This window comes from Rosenbergiella sp. YN46 (assembly GCF_036620675.1).
Lineage (GTDB): Bacteria > Pseudomonadota > Gammaproteobacteria > Enterobacterales > Enterobacteriaceae > Jejubacter.
Genome location: NZ_JAZHEE010000163.1, coordinates 1 through 530 on the forward strand (window position 1 = coordinate 1; position 530 = coordinate 530).

The 530-nt window shown below is 63.2% G+C and carries 1 protein-coding gene; it reads left to right on the forward strand.

Annotated features, from left to right (window positions below; all coding sequences use genetic code 11):
* Positions 1-530, forward strand: a 530-nt coding sequence (locus V3W49_RS23050; RefSeq protein WP_500148311.1) for a transposase, incomplete at both ends; no start/stop codon positions are given.

The following is a 530-nucleotide window of genomic DNA, read 5'->3' on the forward strand; positions in this document are numbered from 1 at the left end:
GGCTGACCGACATGGCCGGGGACGTGCTCACCGACACCCGCCGTGGGAAGAATGCTCGCCACGGTCTTGCCGGGCAGTTTCGCCAGTCCGTTTTCGGACGCCTTGGCGGCTACGACGACGTGAACGACGCCGACCGTTTGGGCCGTGATCCCGCCATGCGTTGGATTGTTGGCGGTCATGCCATCAAGGGGCGGGCGGCATCTGCCAGCCAGATGGGGCGCTTCGAGACGGAGGTTCTGGCCACCGACGCGAACGTTGAAGCCTTGGCCGACATGAACGGGGTGTGGATCGAGCGGGTTCATGACCGCCACCCGCCGACAGAGATCATTCTCGACATGGACTCAAGCGTCAGCCCGACCCACGGCGACCAGGAAGGAACGGCCTACAACGGACACTTCGGATGCACTTGCTACCATCCCCTGTTCCTGTTCAACCAGTTCGGCGACCTGGAACGGAGCTCCCTGCGTCCCGGCAACGTCCACTCTGCCGATGACTGGGAAAGTGTGCTGAAACCGGTTGTCGTTCGCTAC